The 20,600-nt window shown below is 71.9% G+C and carries 12 protein-coding genes; 6 read left to right on the forward strand and 6 right to left on the reverse strand.

Going from position 1 to position 20,600, the window contains the following annotated elements:
• The first annotated feature begins 437 nt into the window (after nucleotides 1-437).
• Nucleotides 438-1,943: an alkaline phosphatase family protein gene (locus ACZ34W_RS19195; RefSeq protein WP_465605598.1), complete on the forward strand. Its 1,506-nt coding sequence runs from the start codon at nucleotides 438-440 to the stop codon at nucleotides 1,941-1,943.
• 308 nt (nucleotides 1,944-2,251) lie between these two features.
• Here ACZ34W_RS19195 and ACZ34W_RS19200 read toward each other — a convergent pair whose 3' ends face one another.
• On the reverse strand, nucleotides 2,252-3,058 hold the full coding sequence (locus ACZ34W_RS19200) for an LPXTG cell wall anchor domain-containing protein (protein ID WP_465605600.1): 807 nt from the start codon (nucleotides 3,056-3,058) through the stop codon (nucleotides 2,252-2,254).
• 282 nt (nucleotides 3,059-3,340) lie between these two features.
• On the reverse strand, nucleotides 3,341-3,529 hold the full coding sequence (locus tag ACZ34W_RS19205) for a hypothetical protein (RefSeq protein WP_329485184.1): 189 nt from the start codon (nucleotides 3,527-3,529) through the stop codon (nucleotides 3,341-3,343).
• 286 nt (nucleotides 3,530-3,815) lie between these two features.
• On the opposite strand from ACZ34W_RS19205, the gene ACZ34W_RS19210 reads away from it, so the two are divergent.
• From ACZ34W_RS19210 to ACZ34W_RS19225, 4 genes are all read left to right on the forward strand, one after another.
• Nucleotides 3,816-4,352 carry a hypothetical protein gene (locus ACZ34W_RS19210; protein ID WP_329485186.1) on the forward strand — a complete coding sequence of 179 codons (537 nt, stop codon included), beginning with the start codon at nucleotides 3,816-3,818 and terminating at the stop codon, nucleotides 4,350-4,352.
• Between the two features lie 34 nt (nucleotides 4,353-4,386).
• Nucleotides 4,387-5,688, forward strand: a complete 1,302-nt coding sequence (locus ACZ34W_RS19215) for a NucA/NucB deoxyribonuclease domain-containing protein (protein WP_465605603.1) — start codon at nucleotides 4,387-4,389, stop codon at nucleotides 5,686-5,688.
• Entirely contained in the window at nucleotides 5,657-6,211 is a 555-nt protein-coding gene (locus ACZ34W_RS19220) for a hypothetical protein (protein WP_465605605.1), read from the forward strand. The genes ACZ34W_RS19215 and ACZ34W_RS19220 overlap by 32 nt, the downstream gene beginning before the upstream one ends.
• 353 nt (nucleotides 6,212-6,564) lie before the next feature.
• Entirely contained in the window at nucleotides 6,565-7,941 is a 1,377-nt protein-coding gene (locus ACZ34W_RS19225) for a glucose-6-phosphate dehydrogenase (protein ID WP_465605607.1), read from the forward strand.
• 64 nt (nucleotides 7,942-8,005) lie between these two features.
• On the opposite strand, the gene ACZ34W_RS19230 is transcribed toward ACZ34W_RS19225, so the two are convergent.
• On the reverse strand, nucleotides 8,006-8,356 hold the full coding sequence (locus ACZ34W_RS19230; protein WP_329485190.1) for a beta/gamma crystallin domain-containing protein: 351 nt from the start codon (nucleotides 8,354-8,356) through the stop codon (nucleotides 8,006-8,008).
• Nucleotides 8,357-9,423: 1,067 nt separating this feature from the next.
• Here ACZ34W_RS19230 and ACZ34W_RS19235 point away from each other — a divergent pair.
• Nucleotides 9,424-9,822, forward strand: a complete 399-nt coding sequence (locus tag ACZ34W_RS19235; RefSeq protein WP_329485191.1) for a hypothetical protein — start codon at nucleotides 9,424-9,426, stop codon at nucleotides 9,820-9,822.
• Between the two features lie 148 nt (nucleotides 9,823-9,970).
• Here ACZ34W_RS19235 and ACZ34W_RS19240 read toward each other — a convergent pair whose 3' ends face one another.
• The 3 genes from ACZ34W_RS19240 to ACZ34W_RS19250 all read right to left on the reverse strand — a co-directional run bounded on the left by ACZ34W_RS19240 (nucleotide 9,971) and on the right by ACZ34W_RS19250 (nucleotide 20,330).
• Nucleotides 9,971-12,529 (reverse strand): collagenase, encoded by a 2,559-nt coding sequence (locus tag ACZ34W_RS19240; RefSeq protein ID WP_465605610.1) that lies wholly within the window; start codon nucleotides 12,527-12,529, stop codon nucleotides 9,971-9,973.
• 245 nt (nucleotides 12,530-12,774) lie between these two features.
• Nucleotides 12,775-13,062 (reverse strand): hypothetical protein, encoded by a 288-nt coding sequence (locus ACZ34W_RS19245; protein ID WP_465605612.1) that lies wholly within the window; start codon nucleotides 13,060-13,062, stop codon nucleotides 12,775-12,777.
• Nucleotides 13,063-13,079: 17 nt separating this feature from the next.
• Nucleotides 13,080-20,330 carry an RHS repeat-associated core domain-containing protein gene (locus tag ACZ34W_RS19250; RefSeq protein WP_465605613.1) on the reverse strand — a complete coding sequence of 2,417 codons (7,251 nt, stop codon included), beginning with the start codon at nucleotides 20,328-20,330 and terminating at the stop codon, nucleotides 13,080-13,082.
• Between the last annotated feature and the right edge of the window lie 270 nt (nucleotides 20,331-20,600).

Raw genomic sequence — 20,600 nt, forward strand, 5'->3', positions numbered from 1 at the left:
GGGCACGGCGTAGCCGCACGGCCGGTGACCTTCGGTGATCCCCCGATGACCTGATGCATCGTCAAGTGCTAGTAAAGCACGGCCATGAAGACGGTAAAGCCCGCATCTGGGAGGAAAGTGCGCCGGTCCGGTTAACATCTTGTTACCGCGTCGTGCCGGAGCGGTACGGGGCGCGGGCGGCACGTCTGGCGCCGCGCCGGCGCTCCGGCGCGCGCCTCGTCGGCCGCGCACGGATGATCACGAAAAGGTAACCGGTCTGAACCCAAGTTCGGGAGTTGTTCACGCAGCCGTGCGTTGTGTGAGGCCGGGGGATCGCCGTGCGGCTCCACACTCTTCGGCGGGCGGCCACCCCGAGCACGTGTTCCCCCCGGCCGTCCCGTCCCGCACCTCCCCCCATCTCCCCATCTCCCCATCTCCCCACGGGAGTTCCTGTGCACATGTCCCGTTCCGTCCGGGCCGCCCTCGCCACGGTCACGCTCACCGCGGCGCTGCTACCGCTCACCGGCGTCCAGGCCTCGGCCGCCACCGGCCCGCACAAGGGCCTGCCGAACGGCACCAGGACGACCAAGACCCTGGTGATCGGCGTCGACGGCACCCGGTACGACAAGCTGCTGACCGCCGACGCGCCCACCCTCAAGGCGCTGATGGCCTCGGGCCTCACCGCGACCAGCAACCTCTACGCCAGCCCGCTGGCGCCGACGCTCTCCGGGCCGGGCTGGTCCACCATCGCCACCGGCGTCTGGCCGGACAGGCACGGCGTCAAGGACAACACCTTCGCCGGCTCCCGCTTCGACCTCTACCCGGACTTCGCCACCCGGCTGGAGACGGCCTCGCCCAGCGCCTCCACCCTGGTCGCCGCCTCCTGGAACCCGATCGCCGACAACGTCTTCCACGGCACGGCGGACCTGCGGATCGACGAGAGCGAGAACGACGTCAAGACCGCCTCGGACGCCGCCGACTACCTCACCAACGGGAACCCCGACACCACCTTCCTCCACTTCGACGAGGTCGACGAGGCGGGCCACAGCTACGGCGGCACCAGCTCCCAGTACGCCGCCGCGATCCACTCGGTCGACGCGCTGGTCGGGCAGGTCGTCCAGGCGGTGCGCAACCGCGCGACCTACGCCTCCGAGGACTGGCTGATCATCGTCACCACCGACCACGGCCACACCGACGCCGGCGGCCACGGCGGGAACAGCGCCGTCGAGCGCCAGACCTTCCAGATCGTCAACGGAGCCGGCTACGAAGCCGGTTCGACCCGCTTCGACGTCAAGCCGGTCGACATCGCGCCCACCGTCCTCAAGCACGAGGGTGTCGCCCTCCAGCCGGCCTGGCAGCTGGACGGCAAGCCGATCGACGAGATCGTCCCCGACGCCTTCGACGCCCTGCGCCCCGGCCTGCAGACCCGGGTGGACGAGACCGGCATCCCCGCCACCACCAAGGGCTGGACCCACACCCCGCCGTCCGGCTGGACCGTCGACAACTCCCGGATGCCCAGCGGCGGCGTCACCGAGTGGCGGGGCTGGGCCTTCGCCACGGACGAGTTCTGGACGGCGGCCCAGCTCGGCCAGTCCCGGGAGACCAACGTCCGGGCCCGCAACGTCTTCGCGGTCGCCGACTCCGACGAGTGGGACGACAAGTCGCACGGCACCGGGCAGTTCGACTCCACGCTGATCAGCCCGGCGTTCCCGGTCAGCGGCACCCGGGCCACCGTCTCCTTCGCCACCGACTACAAGGTCGACGGCCCGCAGACCGGCGACCTGTACGTCGTCTTCGGCACCGGCACCCCGCAGCTGGTGAAGTCCTACCGCAGTGACCTCAACACCTTCGAGAAGCTCCAGGTCACCGTCCCGGCCGGCGCGACCACGGCACAGCTCCAGTTCCGCTACACCGGCACCAACAGCGCGTTCTGGACGGTCGACCAGGTCTCCGTCACCTCCTGACGCACCACCCGCCCGGGACACGTCGGCCCGGAGCAGCGGGCCGCCACGGCGGAGGGCGGTGGCGGGAGGAGCGACACCTCCCGCCGCCGCCCTCCCGCCACCGCCCTCCGGCCTACCGTCGTGGGCTCCGGCCGCCGGGGGCGCCCGTCATCCGTCCCTCACCCACCTGCCGTAGCACGGCCGCCAGGGCCCGGGCGGCGCCGTCGGCGCCCGGGCGGGGCGCGTCCGCCGCCCGACCGGCTCGGGACGGCGCGGCCCGCCCCGCCCGGTGGCCCGCCCCGCCCGCACCGTGTCGGACGACGGTCAGGTCAGTGTCGGCCCGCCTTGCGGCGGCGCATGACCAGGACGGAGCCCGCCCCGACCAGCACGACGGCGGCGAGGAGGGTCAGGCCGACGTTCGCGCCGGTCGAGGCCAGGCGGTCCGAACCGCTCGCCGCCACCGACCCCGAGGGCGAAGCCGAGAGCGAGGGCGAGGGCGACTCGCCCGCGGTCACGCCGGAGGTCGAACCCGTCGAGGGGGCGACCGTCGCGGTGGGGCTGGAAGAGGCCTTGCCGGTGGGCGACGCGGAGACGGAAGCGGTCGTCGTGGCGCCCGGCGAGGTGGAGACGCTCGGCGAGGTGGAGGCCGACGGGGTGGTCGAGGCCGACGGAGTGGTGGAGGCGGACGGCGCGGGCGTGGACGGCGTCGGGCTCGCGGTGGTGCGCACCGCCGGGCAGGTGTGCGAGAGGTTGAACCACTTCACCTCGCCGCCCATCACCTCCGCGCTGGCCGAGGTCAGCTTGGCGCCCGGGGCGGATCCGACATAGGCGTGCTTGCTCGTCGGCGGCCCGAACACGGACACCACCTGCGGCGCGCCGTTGTCGAAGGAGACCGTGAGCTTGACGAAGTCCGTCGAGTTCCCCGGGAGGACGAAGTGCCAGCCGTCCTGGTCGGCACCGATCGACCCGCACTTCGCCTCGTGCTCGCCGAAGCCGGCGGCCGTGACGGGAAGGTCCTGGTGGACGGGCACGGTGTAGGTGCCGGCGGTGGCGAAGGCCGAAGGCGCGGTGGGGAGGATCAGGAGGCCGGCGGCCGCCGCCGTGAGAACGGCGCGGGTAGTGAGGGAAGCGCGCATGGTCACCATTCGCTGTCAGAGGTAGTCGCAGAGGGGACGCCGACCGGTCCGACCGGACCGGTCACGGTCGTCTCATGTCCCTCAGCGCCGTCGCCGTCCGGCGCGTCACACCCCGGACGTAACAGTTCGGACACCACTGTGCGCGCCGACCGCCGCATCGCCGCCGGCTACGTGGCGCCACCGACCACCGGGGGCACCGACAGCCGGACAGCCGGACAGCCGAACCCTCCGGCGCGGTGCGAGGGGCCGGTGGGTGAGCTGCCCCCTGCCGAGGGCCCTGCCTCAGGGGGCCGTCCGCTCGGCCGGTTCCTCCAGACCGAGCACGGCCAGGAGCAGCTGCTCGTCCTCCAGGTCGCGGGCGTAGGCGGAGACGACCTCGCGGGCCCGGTCCGCGACCGTCCCGTCCGGGGGCCGGGCCACCCGTTCGAGCGAGCCGCCGAGTGTGGAGAGGTCACGATTCACGGCTGACACTGCTACCTCCTCGTTGCCTTGTTCGGAAGCCGACCGCCCACGCTACTGCGGCCGGCCGGCGCGGGCACGTCCGGCCGCCTCGCCCCCGCACCCCGGCGCCGAGCGGAACGGACGGTCCCCGCCCCGCCCCCTCGGCGGGACCCGGACCCGGCCCGGCCGGGGGACGGCGCGAACCAGGGCGCACGAGGGCGAAGGCGATCCACTCGGATGACAGCATGTGTCCGCGCGATGACTGGATGTCACGTTCAATGGGTAGTCCACGAACAGTCAAGCGAGGAGAAGCCGGATGAAGGGCACGACCCGGATGAACAGCACGACCCCCCGCACGGCGCTCCGCCTCGCGGCCGCCGCCCTGACGATCGCCGCCGCGACCGCCTTCACGCCCAGCACCACCGCGCGGGCCGACCAGGCCGCCACCGCGTGCGCCCCCTCCCCCACCTACCACCTGCAAGCGCTCAACCGCTACGGCGACTGGGAGCGCGCCGCGGAGGTGGACGCCTCGATCAACGCGTGCGCCTTCACGCCCGCCAACGAGTGGACGTTCGACGTCGCCCAGGCCGCACCGAACCGCGGCTACGGTCTGGCCGGCTGGAGGATCCGCGCCTGGTTCCAGAACCAGGACCAGACGCCCGACTACCGCACCGTCGTCCTGAAGATCCGCGTCGACCACTGCTACCCCAGCGGCACGTGCGCGAACGACCTCGCCGCGTTCGACGTGAAGCACCGGCTCTTCCGCGACTCCTACACCCGGCAGGTCATCACCGACACCTCCACCGAGGTGATCGGCGACCCCCGCGGGTGGCGCATCGACCCCCGCTCCTGAGCCCCGGACTCCCAGAACAGGAATCGAGGCAACGATGCGCCCGGACCGCCCCACCCACCGCCGGCCCCGCCGACGCGGCGCCGTGACCGCCCTCGTCACGGCGCTGCTGACGCTGGCCACCGCCGTCGCCGTCACCCCCGCCCGCGCGGCGGGCGCCGGCGACGCCGCCGCACGCCGGGACTACGTCCTGCTGGCCCCCGCCCACGTCCCCCTGACCGAACGCGGCCACGAACAGCCCCTCGACCAGCTCCTCGGGCGCATCCGCGCCATGGAGCCCGGTCCCCACGAGAACCACGCCCCCCGCACCGCCCAGCGCTCCGGCCAGGACGACCTGCCCGCCTACGAGTGCCGCGAGCAGGACTCCGCCTTCCACGACCAGGGGTACGGCAAATCGCGGTTCGTCACCTGCCAGGCCTTCCACCTCCACCCCACCCACGTCACCTGCTGGTGGATCTTCTGCTCCGTCACCGGCAGCGCGGACGCCGAGATGACCGACGTCCAGTACGGCCACAACGTCCGCCGCGAGGTCGACGTCGTCCAGGTCTTCGACAACTGGCGACTCGAAGGCGACATCGCCGAGGTGCCGCTCAGCGTGAACGTCACCTGCACCGCCCGGCCCGGGTTCGGCCCCTGCGTCGTCGACAGCGGCTTCGGCGGCCCCTACGTCCAGCCGATCGGGCTGTGGGCGGCCGAGGGCTCGATCACCAGCCGCTACTACTCCTTCCGCCAGGACTCCGCCGGCGGCATCGGCAGCGCCCTCATCAGCTACGCCGACCTCGCCGCGCACGTCTCGGTTATCGGCGAGGGCGCGGCCAACCCCTACGACGGCCCCGACAGCGGCATCCGCTGCGACTCCGCCTCCTACCTCGTCAGCACCGCCTCCGGTGAGGGCTGCGTCTTCCCCTGGGTCACCGAGACCCTGCACCTCCACCGCGCCGACCACCCCGAGTCCGCCGACCACATCGTCACCGCCCAGTACCACCCCGACCAGACCGTCCCCGACGCGCCGAACAAGCAGATCCCCGGCGCCCCCGGCGCGGCCCCGCTGCACCGCGTCGCCGACCAGAACGCCATTGACGCGCACCGCGTCGTCGCCGTCGCCGCCTGCCTGAAGTACTTCCCCGACTACGCCCACGAAGGCCTGGACTGTGACGAGTACCCCTTCGCGTCGACCCTCGAAGGCGCCGACGACAACCTCAAGAACTACAGCGTCGAGCCCATCCACGACTGGGACAACCGCGGCTCCGGCGGCCGGCTCAGCGGCTTCTACCAGAACCGGCGCATCCTCGGCAGCGACTTCACCAATGACCCGTTCCACGTCCAGATCGACCCCTGACCCGCTCGTGGACCCGCGCGCCGACCGGCCCCCGGCCGCACCCGTCGGCGAACCCGCCGCCGAACTCGCCGCCGAGCTCGCCATCGAGCTCGCCATCGAGGTGCGCGCGGAGAACCACCTCTTCCACCTCGTCGACACCGCCGCCCCGCCCAGCGGCGACGCCGACGACCGGCCGCCCACCCCTGGCCCCGGCCGGCTCGCGACCACCGCGGGCGGCACCGTCACCTTCAACAGCGCCCTGTCCGACCACTACCCCCACGTCACCCTCCAGTACTGGTCGGCCCGGCCCTCGGCACCGCCCGGCCACTGGCCCCAGCACATCCGGCTCACCGTCGACCTCGAAGGCGGCCGCCTCGCCCTCACCTCCGGTGTCTCCCACCTCCCGGCAGCCGCCGCGCTGCCGCTCCCACCCGGCCGCTACACGCTCGCCGCCCACCGTGGCGTCCTCCACCCCACCCAGTCCCTCCTCCCCCACCGGGCCGAGCACTGGCTGCTCCAGCTGTGGCCCCACCGGCACCCGTGATGATCCTCGTGGGCACCGCCCGGGCGGCTCGCGGCAGCCGGAGGCCGTCCGGTGGGCACCGGGACCGGTGACCGGCGACCCGAGGCGCGACGCCGCTCCGCAGTGCGAGCAAGTCGACACGTCGGGTTATATCGTCCCTCCATGAGCGATCGTCAGTCGGGGCCGGGCCGGGCGCACCTGAGGGGCCCCGGCGGTGTTCTCACGGAAACGGCCCCGGTGCGAGTGCCGCAGCGGCGGGGGCCGTCCGACGGTTCCGCGTGGTCAGGGGCCGGGCCGGGTGAGGCGACCGGCGCCCGGGCGGCCCGCCGCGGCCGGCCGGGCGGGCGTGGATCCGTGCGACCGGGAGCCCGACGGTGACCGCCGACGCCCTGGTGATCTTCGGCATCACCGGCGACCTCGCGCACAAGATGACCTTCCGATCGCTCTACCGCCTGGAGGCGGCCGGCCTCCTGGACTGCCCGATCATCGGCGTGGCCCTGGAGGACTGGTCGCACGACCACCTGGTCGCCTCCCTGCGCGAGGCCCTGCGGACAGCCGGTGAGGAGGTGGCGGCCGGGGCGCTGGAACGGCTGGCCCGACGGCTCTCCTACCTGCGGGGCGACTTCACCGACCCGGCCACCTACCAGGCGCTGAGCGCGCTGCTGGAGGGCGCCGCCAGGCCGCTCTTCTACCTGGAGATCCCGCCCTCGCTGTTCGGCCCGGTCGTGGAGGCGCTGGCGGCGGCGGGCCTCACGGCGCACGCCACGGTGATGCTGGAGAAGCCCTTCGGCCATGACCTGGCCTCCGCCAGGGCCCTCAACGCACGGCTGCACCGGGTGCTGCCCGAGGACCGCGTCCTGCGCATCGACCACTTCCTCGGCAAGCAGCCCGTGCTGGACATCCAGTTCCTGCGGTTCGCCAACTCGCTGCTCGAACCGGTCTGGAACCGCGACCACGTGGCGGCCGTGCAGATCACCCTGGCCGAGGACTTCGGCGTGGAGGACCGGGGAGCGTTCTACGACCCGGTCGGCGCGCTGCGCGACGTGGTCCAGAACCACCTCCTCCAGGTGCTCGCCCTGGTCGCGATGGAGGCGCCGGTCGGCCCCGGCCCGGACGCGCTGTGGGACCGGAGGGTCGATGTCTTCCGCGCGACGGCGGGCGTCGATCCGGCGCACTGCCTGCGCGGCCAGTACGAGGGCTACCTCGACGTACCCGGCGTCAAGTCCGACTCGGTGACCGAGACCTACGTCGAACTCGGCCTGGAGGTGGACAACTGGCGATGGAGCGGAGTGCCCTTCTCCCTCAGGGCCGGCAAGGCCCTGGCCGCCAGGGCCACCGAGGTACGGGTGGTCTTCAAGCGCCCGCCCCGGCTCGCCTTCCTGGACCAGCCCGCGCACCCCGACGCCAACGAACTCGTCCTGCGGATCGACCCGGACCCGGCGCTGCGGCTGGGCATGCTCTCGAAGGAGGCATCCGGCCGCTCGGCCCGGAGCGTCCACCTCAGCCTGTCCTTCGCCGCCGAACTCGGCAGGCCGCCCGAGCCCTACGAGCGGCTCCTCAACGACGCGCTGACCGGGGACCGTTCGCTGTTCACCCGGCAGGACGTCGTGGAGGAGACCTGGCGGGTGATCCAGCCCCTGGTGGACCACCCGCCGACGCCCGTGCCGTACGCGCGCGGGACGTGGGGACCCACCCCGGGCCTCGGCCGCACCACCTGGCGGCCGCCCTGGCTCTCCAGCCCCCACCCGTAGGTTCACCACGCGTCGCACCGCCGGCCGGCCGGCCGGCGGTGCGACGCGTCCGAACTGCGGTCCGTCAGAGGATCTCGATGGACTTCACCTTCGGCGGACGGTTCGGGAACGTGATGTCGGTCCACCGGTTGATCCTGACCGAGTCACCGTTGGCGTCGTAGTAGATCAGGTCGTTGTTCCCGGTGGAGATCCGGTCGACCCACCAGCTGCCGAAGTCGGTGCGGCCCCCGTTCGCGTAGCAGTCCACGCTCTGTCGCCCGTCGAGGTGCGACCAGATCTTCAGGAAGTTCTCGCCTCCCCGGCACTCGACGTGGTCGATGGCGTACGCGCTGGACGGCACCGCCACCGTCAACGCCGCCGCCGCGGCGAAGGTGGCGGCCGCGGCACTCACGAACTTCCTCGTTTTCGAGATCACGAATTCTCCTCGGACGAATCGGAAACCGAATCGGATACGTACAACTCGACCGAGCTCCGGTTGAGTCGTACTCGACCCAGCATTGGGGCGGCCGGCGGCGTGGTCAATGACGGCTGCGACGAACTGACCGCGTATCGGTCACATCCACCCGGCCTTCCGCGCACCGGACGGGGCCGCTGGGACGGCTGGGCCATGAGTGGTGATTGTCGGCGCGTCAGGGCCGCCACCCGCGCAACCGGTACTCGCGCCGATCATTCCCGCCCCGACCTGGGGAAACGGGAGCACCGCCCGCCGGCCGGACCAGCCGGTGGGACGCGAGGCCGCGGCGCCGCGGCGACCCGTCGGCGGATGAGTGGAACCCGCCACCGCCCGTCCGCACAAGAGGCGTTCCGCAGACGTACGACCTATCCTCCGTTTCCTCGCCACGAAGCCATGCCACGGAACAGCAGGAGCACCGGGCGGAAACGGACCGTCGAATTCCCGGAATCGGGCATTTCCCGTCGGCCACCCGCGCGGACCGGCTCGTCCGGCGGCCGGGCCGGCCGGAAGCACCGCCCAGGGGACTTGGGCTCGGCGCCACCGCGGCGAACCGGGAGAATCCGAACGGGACCTCCGTCCGGGTCCGCGGCCTCGCCCCCGGCCGGCCCTCCAGCCGCGAGGGCTGCCACCGTCCCTGACCCCCCGGGCGCCCGGCGAGAGGCTCCGGCGCGCGGATGTCAGTGCCCACCGGTAGGTTCTGCGGTGGTCCCGAGAAGACCAGGTCGGCCCCGGCAGGGCACTGCCGGGGCCTGCTGATCTTCGGGTCGGGTGTCCCCGGGGGGGGCGGCGCCCGCTACGTGGTCGAGCAGGTGCCGCGGGCGCGGGTGGAGGCGGTCCGGACGGACTCGCGGCGACTCTTCCACGCGCCACGGGCCGGGTGTCGGGCGAGGACCGTGCACGGCTGCCGGCTCCGGGGCGGTCGGTCAGGCACGTGCGCGACCTGCAGTCATCTGACGGATGCCGCCCGGGTGACTGCGCCGGGACAGTGGAGGCGTTCCGCACACCAGCACACCCGAGGAGTCGTCACCATGAGGAAGTCGTCGAACGGGCTCGCCAGGACGGCCGGTGCCCTGGGCCTCGCCGTCGCCGCGCTGACCGGCCTGTCGGCCGCCCCGGCGTCGGCGGGCACCGCCGCCACGGCCGGCTGCACCAAGTACTACTCCAATGAGAACATCCAGGTCCAGGTCGACAACTGCTCGTCCGGCTGGGTGTGGCTGTACGCCGCCGACCCCGGCACCTACTTCAAGGCCACCGTCGTCGTGACCGACTCGTTCGGACACGTGCAGCCGGAACTGGCCGTCGACCGGGGCAAGTCCACCGCGAAGAAGTTCGAGCAGGTCCACAGCTTCCACCTCTGCGGCACCAAGTACCTCAGCTGGGCTCCCCCGACCTGGAAGACCTACTGCACCAACGAGATCTACGTGTGACGGGCCGACCGCCCCTGCTGTGGCCCGGGCCCGGGCCACAGCAGGGGCGGTCCCGCCGTCGGACCGAGCGGCTCCCGGACAGCGCCGACACGTCCCGATGAGGACTCGGTCGGACCCCGCCGGGAGCCGCTCGTGAACGCCCGCGGGGTCAGAACTGCGTGCTGACCGTGACGCCGCTGAAGTCGGTCACGGCGTACAGGCTGAGGTAGCGGTAGCCGGCGGTCGGGTTGGTGACGGTGAGGGACTGAGTGGTCCCGGCGTCGGTGGAGGAGGCGGTGAAGGCGCTGGGCGAGGCCCAGGTGCCCGGGTTGTAGTACAGGTGCGCGGTGCCGGTGCCGCCGGAGGTGGTGACCTTGAGCGTGGAGGTGCCGGCCGGCAGGTAGACGTACAGGTAGTCGGTGTTGCCGGCGGTCGCGGCGCGGCCGGTGCGCGAGCAGTTCCGGCCCATCGCGTCGGCGCGCTGCTCGGTGCAGTTCGGCAGGGTGACCGGGGCGGCGGTCACGGTGACCGAGGCCGGGGTGGTGGCGGTCCTGCCGGTGTCGTCGGTCGCGGTCAGGGCGACGGTGTAGGTGCCGGCGGCCGCGTAGGTGTGGCTCGGGTTGCGCTCGTCCGAGGAGGTGCCGTCGCCGAAGGTCCAGTGCCAGGCGGTGATCCGACCCGGGCCGGTCTGGACGGACCGCTCGGTCGCGCTGACGGTGGCGCCGTTCACCGACGTGTCGAACAGCGCGGTCGGGCCCGCCGCGTAGCAGGCCCCGGCGGCGCAGGCGGTGAGCCAGGCGTCGAAGTCGGCGTCGTAGGAGGTGCCGAGACCGTTGTAGACCGCGTAGCCACCGGTGTAGTCACCGACGCGGAACCGGCCCAGCATGGCCTGGACGTCGGCGGGGTGCTTCTCCAGCATGTACCGGACGGCCAGGTAGCCCCAGGCGTAGACGCGGGTCGAGTCCGAGTTGCCGTAGGTGTTCTGGAAGACCGTGCTGAGCTTGTAGGTGTGCTTGGCCGCCTGGGCCATCGCGTCGGTGTCGGTGGTGGCGCGGTAGCTGTAGGACATGTACTCGGCGAGGCCCTCGACCCACCAGATGTCCGGGACGGACGTCTGGGTGGCGAAGCTGCCCTTCATGTCGTAGATGCCGTCCAGGTAGTGGGTGTACTCGTGGTTGAGGTTCCACACCCGGGCGGGGTCGCCGTTGTTCCACGCCTTCTGGTACATGACGTTCGCGGCCCGGTTGTTCGGGTCGGTCGGGTCCATGACCGTCTGGCCGCCGTTGTCGGTCGAGTTGCCGAAGATCGCCCACGAGTAGGTGGTGTAGTCGGTCTTGTTGGCGAAGACCCCGAGGGTGACGGTCTTGTCGTACTGGTTCGGGATCGGGCCGTTGTCCTTCACCACGTTGTGGAAGAACGCGTCCTCGTCGCGCAGGCTCGCGCAGACGGTGGCCAGCTCGGCGGCCGACAGCGCCTGGGTCTGGATGGTGCGGTTGTCACAGACCAGTTGGTGCGGCAGGACCACCGCGGTGAGCTTGGCGGGCAGGTCGCAGATGCCGTAGTACGAGCACTGGCCGTTGTCGTAGACGGTGGCCTGGAAGGCCGTGTGGACGTACAGCGGGGCGTCGGCCGTGAGGAGCGGCGCGGCGTCCAGCACCCGCTTGACCAGCGGCTTGGCCACCGCCTCGACGGTGGCGCTCGTCCCGGCCATCCGGGCCAGGTCGTTGCCCGCGTTGGTGTCGAGGACGGCGTTGGGGCCGCTGAGCAGGTCCTTGTGGTTGACCGCGAAGTTCGCGAGGGAGGTGACGAGCCGCGGGTCGGCGCCGAGCGCGCTGACGAAGGCCGGGTTCGTGTTGCCCCGCCAGAGCGGGAACCGCAGCACGGAGTTGACCGCACCGACCATCTTCGGCAGGGCGTTGTAGGAGTTGTCGAAGTCGTCCAGCACCCGCTGGTAGACGCTCAGGTAGGCGCCCTGGATGTTGGCGCTGTCGGTGAGCGTCAGCACCTCCCTGAGCACCTCGCCGTTGTTCTCGGTGACGTCGTGCCAGCGGGCGCCGGCGAAGAAGGCGTCCAGGCCGGCCTTGACGCCGCTGGTGAGCGTGGCGTCGTACGGGCCGGTCGCGTCGGGGTAGTACGACTGGATGTAGTAGCCCACCCGCAGGAAGAGCACCAGTTGCAGGATGCCGGTCGAGTTGTCGCCGGTGTAGCCGGCCGCCAGGTCCTTGAACGCGGTGGCGACGGGCAGCATCCGGGCCTGCTTGAAGATGCCCGGGTCGGCGCTGCCGTTGCCGAACAGCGAGGAGACGCAGTCCGTGGTCGAGCTCTTGAGGAACGCGACCAGGTCGGCACCGGAGCGGGCGGCGAAGTCGGCCGGGGTGCAGCTCTGCTCGGCGGCGCCCGCGAGCGCGGCCGAACGGGACCGCGCCGCCACGGAATCGGGGCGGGCCGGAGCCGGCTCGCCCATGAGGGTCTCGCTGAGCAGTGCCGGGGATATCGGGACGGCGGGGGCGGCGAGGTCCTCGGACCGGGCCGTCGCCCTGCCGGGGCCCGAGGGGCCGGCCGGCTTCGGGGCGCCGGCGGTCGCGGCGGTCGGGGTGACCGTCGCGATCCGGATCGGTCCGTCGGCGGCGGGTGCCGCGAAGGCCTGGGCCGGGGGCACGGCGGTGGCCGTGGCGCAGCAGGCGATGACGCCGGCCGCGAGGGTGGAGAGCCGTATGCGCAGTTGCACGCCGAGTCCTTCTGCGAGTGGGGGCAGCCTGACGTGAGGTCGGGCTGAACGAAGGAAATCGACACGGATCCTGCCATCGAATGGGTGACAGAACAATGTCACAGGTCATATTGCGCAACAGATTCCAGCCATGCCCAGGTCACCGGCCTCCCCGTCACCTCCGACGGGGTGGTCCGCACGGGCCGTCGTGAAAGGCCGGTGCCCGGGTGCGCCGTAGCGCACCCGGGCACCGGCCTCGGGAGGGGTCAGTCCTGCGGCTTCGCCGCGTCCCGGAGTGCGAAGTACTCCGGGACGCCGGCCACGAAGCGGCACGCGCCGGTCTCCCGGTCCACGATCACCGGGAGGTTCCCGCCGACCCGCAGTCGCCCGCGCGCGTCGGGGACCGTCGGCAGGTAGCCGAAGACGTAGGCGCCCTCGACGGCGACCGTCTCGTCGATCCGCAGCCGGTACGCGCGCTCGTCCCAGCCGCGGACCCGCTCGCGGCAGTACGCGTCCGCCGCCAGCCGGGCCGACTCCTGGTCCGTGCTCACCATCCGCTTCCTCTCCTGGCTCACCACCATGTGATCATCATTTCGAGATTCTCCCACTGCGAGGTCACGGCGTGCGTCTCGCTCTGGTAGTCGAGGAACTTGATCACACCGGCGTCGTTCACCACGTTGAAGTAGTGGCCGACGTCGACGCCGTCGGTCCAGCCGAACACGATGCCCCGGGTGCCGTAGCCGAGCACGGTCAGCTGGTGGCTGATGTCGTCGACCCCCTCGGTCATGTGGAACAGGGAGTCGTACTTGTACTCCAGTTCCTCCGGGGCGAGGATGCCGCTGTCCCAGGCCGTGGCACCGTCGTGAGTGCCCGCGAGACGGCTGTCGCCGGCCTGGGCGCAGGCGCCGCAGTTGTCGGTGTAGCCGCCGGGGTTCGCCCCCGCCAGGGTGTCCTCCGCCTTGCCGGGCTTCGGCCCCTTGGTACCGGTGCCGCCGCCGCTGTCGGGCGAGCCGCCGCCGCTGGGGCGCCCGGCGTCCTTGCCGGCCGCCGGCGTCTCGGAGGCCGGAGCGCCCGGGTCGTCGCCGCCCTTGCCGGTGCCGGACTTCGGGCTGCTCGGCTTCTCCGTCTTCGGCGTGGTCGGAGCCGGGTCCGCCTTGGTGGTGGTGGGCAGGTCGCCGGAGAGCAGCTTCTTGACCGCGCTGACGACGTCCTCTCCCTCGGACACCGCCGTCTTGATCGCCTTGACGGCCTTGACGCCGCCACTGATCGCCTTGACCGCGCCGTAGCCGTCGATCGCGAACGAGCCGACCACACCGGTGACCTGGCCCGCGAAGTACGAGGTGGAGCTGGTGTCCACCTCGAACAGGTCCGCCAGCGGCGTGTCGTCGACGTACCCGGTGTGGCCGAGCCTGAACGGGGACTCGTTGGAGTACCCGAACATGTCGTTGAACACCTGGTTGTCGCCGTTGGCGATGTCCGCGAAGGAGTTCCAGCAGTCGGAGAGGGTGTTGACGCTCCACTGGTACGGGTCGCCGACGATCGAGTCGCCGACGCCGGTGAAGAAGCTCCCGACGTCGCCCCAGCTCCACCAGAGGCCGTTGGGGTCACTGCCGGAGGTGGGGTTGCCGGCCGCGTACCCGTAGCCGCCCATCTGGTTGGGATCGCCCGACTCGAAGACCGGGTCGACGGTGAGGAACCGTCCGATCATCGGGTCGTAGACGCGCACCCCGAGCAGGTCCAGCCCGCTGGTGGCGTCCGTGGGCTTGCCGAGGTAGCCCCGGTTGTCGGCCCAGGCCGCGGGCGCGGCGCCGCGCGCGTTCCCGTACGGGTCGTACGCCCGCCGGACGACGGCCAGGCTCGCGCCGTCGACCTGGAGCTGGGCGGTGCCGTGCGGGGTGGTCGGCTGGTAGCTGACGGTGCCGGCCGAGGAGCGGACGATCACCGTGCCGTCCGGGCTGTGGTAGTACCGCAGGCCGGTGACGGTCTTCTTGACGGTGTCGAGCCTGAGCTGCTCCGCGCCGCCGAACAGGTAGAGGAGGTTGGTCCCCGGGTTGCGCTGGATCAGCAGGCTGCCGTCGGCGTCGTAGAGGTAGCCCGCCTCCGTGCCGTTGGTGGTGACCGCCTTGGTGCGGCCCTCCTCGTTGTACTCGAAGGCCTGGCTGGTGCCGGGCCCGGTCCGGGTCTTGGTGTTGCCGGCGCTGTCGTAGTCGGGCACGACGGTGGTGCTGCCGGACGGCCCGGTGGTGGTGACGGCACTGGCCGCGTTGGGCTTCTTCGCGGGAGTGACGCCGGCGCCCGGGTAGGTGATGGTCTGGGTGACGTCCTTGGTGGCCGCCCCCTTCACATCGTGGGCGACCTGCTGGGTCCGGTCACCGAGCTGGTTGAACTGCCAGTCCAGCCAGTACGGGGACGGCCCGCCGATGGTGCCCGGCGACGGTGCCGCCGTGGCGCACTTGGTGAGCTGCCCGGCCGTGACCGCGCCCAGGCCCTTGGTGTCCGTCCAGGCGGTGGTCAGCCGGTTCTGCGCGTCGTAGCCGAAGCACTGGGTGTCGGTGACCCGGTCGGTGCCCCCGCTGGACTGGACGTCGGAGACCGCGGTGACGCTGCCCGCCGCGTTGTACCCGTAGGTGGTCGCCGAGATCGGGTTGGCCGTGTTGCTCTGCAGCGTGACCCGGTTGGTGGCCAGCCGGCCGGTGGCCTGGTCCCAGGTCTGCGCGGTCCGCAGCTGCTTGCTCGGTGTCCCGAGGGTGGTCTGCAGGACCTGGCCCTGCGGGCTGTAGGCGACGGTGGCGATGTACGGCCGGCTGGGCGTGCCCATCGCGACCAGCTTGCCCTGGAGGTTGTAGCCGTAGCCGACCGTCTCCGCGGGAAGGCCCGCCTCGGTGCCGAAGGTGGTCGACGCCAGCAGGCTGACCGTCTCGGTGTAGGAGGCCGTCGTGCTGTAGCTCCCGGCGAGGTTGCCCTCGACCGCGGGGATCACCGTGGTGGTGCCGGTCGGCTGGCCGACCGCGTTGTAGCCGTTGACCTTCTTGACGTAGGCGCTGCCGCTCTTGCCGCCCACGTAGCGGGTGGACGAGACCGGCATGCCCTTGCCGAGCGAGTCGTACGTCCACTCGGCGAGCGCCTTCGCCGGGTCGCCCGGCGTGTCACCGGTGTACTCCGCCGTCTTGCGGCCGAGTTCGTCGTAGCTGTACGACAGCACCTGGCCGCGGCCGTCCTTGACGGTCAGCACCCGGCCGAGCGGGTCGTAGGTGCTGCTGGAGCTGCCGCTGTCGGGGTCGGTCTGGGCCACCACCCGGCCCTGCACGTCGTAGGTGTAGGACCAGGTGTTTCCCACCGTGTCCTTGACCGTCTCGACCTGGCCGCGGGGGGTGTAGCCGAAGGTGGTGGTGATGTCCGCGGCCGCGGCACCCACCGGGCCGGCCGACCAGAGCTGGGTGTTGGCGCCGTCGTACATGACGGCGCGGCCGTCGCCCTGCACCTTGAGGTAGCCGCCGGTGTGCCCGCCGCTCGCGCTGGTCCAGAGCGTGGTCTTCCCGGTGGTGTCCAGCACCACGAGGCTGCCGTCGGCGAGGACGCTCGCGTACGCGCCGGGGTGGCCGGCGGTCCCGGAGGACCACAGGGACTTCCCGTCGACCAGCGCGGTCAGCACCAGGTTGCCGTCGGCCTGCATGGCCAGGCGGACGCTGCGGGAGACCACCGAGGTCCCGGAGGCGATCACGCTGCCGCCGGTGAACTTGCGGTCCGGCGTGGTGTCGCGCACCACGGTCGAGCTCCGCCGGCCGAGCGCGTCGGTGTACGCCGTGGTCGCCTTGCCGCCGGGCGGCGGCGTGACGTCCACCCGGTCCACGCCCCGGTAGGTCGTGGCGGTCTGCCAGAGCGTGCTCGCGAAGGACACCTGCTGGACCGTGACCGGCCGGCCCTGGCCGTCGTACGACGTCCGGGTCACCGCCGGGCCGGTCTTGTTGGTCTCGGCCCACATCGAGGTGCCCGGCGCGTTGGCCGCGTCGTAGTAGCTCGCGATGGCGGAGACGGTCCACCCGTGGGAGTCGTAGAAGGTCGAGGAGACCAGCCGGCCCACCGAGTTGTCCGCGGTGGTCGTCTGGGTCTGCCGCGCCTGCAGCGTCCCGTCGTAGAAGGTGACCTCGGTGCTGTAGGTGCCGTCCTCGCGCAGCGTCCTGGAGGTGACGGTGGACGGGTCCGGGCTGTCCCCGGCGCCGTGGACCGCGTACGCGAAGGTCCGGTCGGGCGACTGGGTCGCCTTGTTCCGGCCCGGCATCCACACCTTCACCCGGCGCCCGAGGGCGTCGTAGGCGGAGTCGGTGACCCGGCCGTTGACGTCGGCCGCGTGGGTGATCGAGCCGCGGCCCGGCGAGACGGTGCTGGTCGCCTTCCACTTCAGCGGGTTCTCGGTCGACACCGCGGTCGGCAGGAGCCCGGTGGCCGGCGTGTACGTGGTCGTGGTGGTCCGGCCGGCCGCGTCGGTGCTGTCGCTGACGCGCCCGTAGCGGTCGTACGCCATCGCGCCGAGCACCTGGAACTGCGGGTTGCCGGCCTTGTCGTAGCCGGTGACCGACTCGGTGGCGGTCACCAGGCCGAGCGAACCGGAGCGCTGGCCGAGCCGGCCCAGGGTGCCGGGGTTCGTGACCGTCCCGTCGCCGTCGTAGTAGACCCGCTTGTGGCTGAGCGTGGTGCCCTGCCCCGGCTTCGTGTCGCACGAGCCGGCGAGGCTGAGCGTCTCCTTCGGGTAGACCAGCATCATCGGGTTGGCCGACGGCGCGTCGGCGTAGGTCGTGACCGTACAGGTCCGCTGGGAGGGCACGGACAGGTCGCCCTGCTCGTCGGCCTTCCAGATCCGGCCGAGGTCGTCGAAGGTGGTGCCGCTCCGGGAGGTCCGCCAGGTGCGGTCGTCACTGAGCAGGCCGAGCGAACGGCTGCCGCTGGAGCGCACCCGGCGCGACGTCAGGTCGGGCAGCGTCGAGAGCTTGTCCGGCTTCGGGTCCTCCGAGGTCCACGCGGTGCGCCCGGCGGTCGCCACGACCACCGAGTCCGGCACGTCGGTCAGCGTCTTGGTGACGACGGTGCCGCCGGCCTTGGTGAAGCCCTGGCTCTCGAACGGGGTGCCGGCCAGCCAGGCGCTGTCGGTGATCTCCTCGCCGAGCGAGTTCGTCACCTTCGCGCTGCGCCGGGTGCCGTCCTTGCGGTAGTCGCCGTCCATGCCCTGGAGGTAGGAGACGGTGCTCTGGGTGGTCGGGTCCGGGGCGGCGCCCGTGGTGGTGGTGACGGTCCGGTAGCCGCGGAACTCGTTCCACGTCCGGTGCTTGTCGTCGGTCAGCTCGGAGTCGTCGCGGTGCCAGGCGGCACCGCCCGAGTAGCTGTAGTCGGTCACCTTGGCGGGCGAGCCGGCCTTGGTCCGGTCGCTGGAGGTGACCTTGGAGACCAGGGTCTTGTGGAACCAGTCCTCGATCGGCTCCACACCGCCCGGGGTGTTCCAGAACACCGGGTAGCAGGCCATGGTGTTGGAGTCGGCCGAGGCCGGCATGGTGTTCTTCTCGCGCGAGCACTCCGGCGCCCGGTAGGTGACCGCGACGGACTCGCCGGTCTCGGTCTGCACGCTGGAGATCCGCGGGTGGAACAGCGGCGGGGCGGCCGGGGTGAGGCCGTCGACCCGGTTGTCCGTCTCGATGCCGACGAAGGTGACCGGGTCGAGGGAGATCGGGTCGTCGCCCCCGGCAGAGGTGTCCTTGCCCGTGTGGACGATCTCCGAGAGCCACATCACCGACTGCAGCGAGCCGCTGGACTTCGGGTCCTGGGTCTTGCCGGTGACCGGGTCGTAGGTGCCGCCGGCGTCCGAGAAGACCTGCTTCAGCTCGTAGCTGTCGACGTCCTGCCAGCCCGAGGAGGTCCGGACCTTGGTGTCGATGCCCTTCAGCCGGTACGTCTGCCAGAAGGTGGGACCGCTCTGCAGGCAGACGCCTTCGGTGTCGCCCTCCTCCCCGATCTTGGTCTTCCAGTCGGAGGGGCAGTTCAGGTCGTACGGGGTGTCCGGCCAGTTGGCGGCGGTGTCCGAGGAGAGGTTGCCGTCCTTGCAGACGCTGTCCGAGGTGGTGCAGCGCTGCGCCGTGCGGAAGACCACCTTGGCGGCCGGCTCACGGCCCGCCCGGGCGTCCGCCAGCTGGTAGCCGTAGGAGATCTGGGTGAGGTGGCCGCCCCGGGTGTACTGGGTGAGGGTGCCGCCCTTGTCGTCCTTGTCCTCGTCCGGGATCTGGCCGAAGCCCATGTTGTAGTAGTTCGACTCGGTCGACCAGTCGTAGCGCTGTACGTTGCCGTGCGGGTCGACCACGAAGTCCAGGTTGAACCGGTAGCCGACCGGCTTGTCGCACTGCGAGTCGTCGCCCTTGTCCGAACTGTGGCAGGGATCGTCCGACTTGGGGTGGTAGACCGGGATGCCCCAGGCGCTGCCGGTGGCGTCGTCCGTGCTGCCGCCGGGAGCGTGGTTGAGGCCGAGGTAGTAGGCGGTGCCGTCGGTCGTGGTGACCTTGAAGTACTCGCCCTGCCAGAGGCCGTTGGTGGCTCCGGTCAGCCGCTCGATCCTGGTGCCGTCGTCGGTCTGGAGGTGGTACGTCCCGTCCGAGTCCCGCAGCAGCTGGCCGTTGTGGGTGCCGAGCGAGATCGTGGCGTTCCAGCCGGCCCAGCAGGAGTCGCCCGAGTCCTCGATCCCCTGGTCCTTGCAGGTCTTGTACGAGCGCTCGATGAAGCCGGGGCTGTAGGACCAGCCGTCACCGACCCAGGACGACTGCGAGTTGCGCGCGGAGGTCTCGCCGTCCACCGACTGCGAGTCGTAGGCGAGTCCGACGGTCGGCGCCGCGCCACCCAGGGACGGGGGCGCGGTGATCGGGTACCGGTACGTGAACGCGCCCGAGGCGGACGCGGACCAGGCACCCGAGGCGGACAGCGACGTCGCGCCGTAGTCGCCCTGGGACCCGCCGCTGCTCGCCACGGCCGCCACCGCGACCCCGCCGGACCGGGCGGCCGCCAGCGCCGCCGGGGCGGCGAAGGCGCTGCCCGGCTTCGCCGCCCCGGCGGTGCCACCGGCCGCTGCGAGCACGACCGTACCGCTCAGCTTCCGGCCGACCGGGTCGTTGACCGCCTCGATCGGCGTGCGGGTCCGGCAGGCGGCGAGCTGCGGCGTGGTGAGCGCGCACGCGGGCATCGCCACCAGCTGCAGCCGGGAGGCCCAACCACCGCCGTACGCCTGCTCGATGCCGCCGTAGTCGAGGGAGACCGCGACGCTGCCGCTCTCCGCGCGGGCGTCGGCCCGGTCCAGGCCGACCAGCAGGCCGTCCACGCCGGCCCGCTTGGCCCGGCCCCGGTCGGCGAGGTCCACCCGGACCGAGGAGACGGCGCTGAGCGGGGCGACCGACGGCGCCAGGGACTTGGCCCGGGCACCGAGCGCCGCGGGGGCGGCGGGCGAGACCGAGACCGGCAGGCTGCCGGCCTTCGCCTTCCCGGCGGGCGCCGCCAGGCTGCGCACCTCGGGGGTGTTCCCCAGGTCGACGGTGGCGGTCGCGGCCGCCGGCCACTGCACGGGCTTCACCACGTGCGGGACCAGCTCACGGGCACCGGGCGGGATCGCGGGGGCCGGGACGACCGACCCCCGGCCGCTCACCGGGCTGCCCGGGACCTTCGCCTGGTCGGGGAGCGGGTCCGCGCCCCAGAGCTTGTCCGTGTACTGATAGCCGCCGACGACGTCGGCGACGGCGAGCGGGGTCGCCAACGAGAAGACGGCGGCCGTCGCTATCGCGACGGTCGCCCGTTCCACCCAGGCCCGTTTCCGGGCACCTCGAATTCCGCGCGGTCCTGCGCGCATGCGTATTCCCCCTGAAGGCACATCAGAGAGCCGGTGAACTGACGAATCACCAGCTGACGGCACGTTCGGCCGACCGGAACCGTATTGCCATGGCAGGGTCAGAGCAATACCCTTCCCCAGCAGTCACTCTGTCCCCTTCCGTCACACAGACCCCAAAGAGTCTTCACAGGCGGCGCCAGGGGTGAGTAAAGACCGCAATTCCGACACGTGGCGGGGGGCCAC

The sequence above is a fragment of the Kitasatospora sp. NPDC022856 genome (assembly GCF_055561235.1).